A 442-nucleotide genomic window follows, 5' to 3' on the forward strand; every position below is an offset into this window, starting at 1 on the left:
TCGCCCATCACCGCCGCGCCCAACGCTTCGGCAGCATGGACACGAATCTGATGCGTACGGCCAGTTTCGGGAATGAATTCCACAAAGCTGCGCCCGTCCTTGATCTCGAGCACGCGCCATGCCGTGCGCGAGGGCTTGCTGCCTTTGGTGCCAAGGGGATCGCCAACCATGCGCCACCCCGTCTCGATCGTGCTGACCTTGGCCAACGCCAGGTCGATCAATCCGCTTTCGCCTTCGACCACGCCATCGAGCACGGCGAGATAGCGCTTGCGCACAAGCCCTTGCTCGAACGCCTGCTGCAGCCTGGCATGCGCCTTGGGATTGCGCGACAGCAGGAGACAACCAGACGTATCGCGATCGAGCCGATGCACCGGCACCGGCCAGCGTTTGAACCCGAAGGTCAGCCCGTCGAGGTGGTTTTCGAGGCTAAGCGAGCCATCGC

1 protein-coding gene is annotated in these 442 nt (G+C 63.3%); it reads right to left on the minus strand.

The window, feature by feature from the left end; genetic code table 11:
* Positions 1–442, minus strand: a 442-nt coding sequence (locus AACY45_RS28650) for an RluA family pseudouridine synthase (RefSeq protein ID WP_339548848.1), incomplete at both ends; no start/stop codon positions are given.

Source organism: Pseudomonas sp. RA_35y_Pfl2_P32 (genome assembly GCF_963970735.1).
GTDB lineage: Bacteria > Pseudomonadota > Gammaproteobacteria > Pseudomonadales > Pseudomonadaceae > Aquipseudomonas.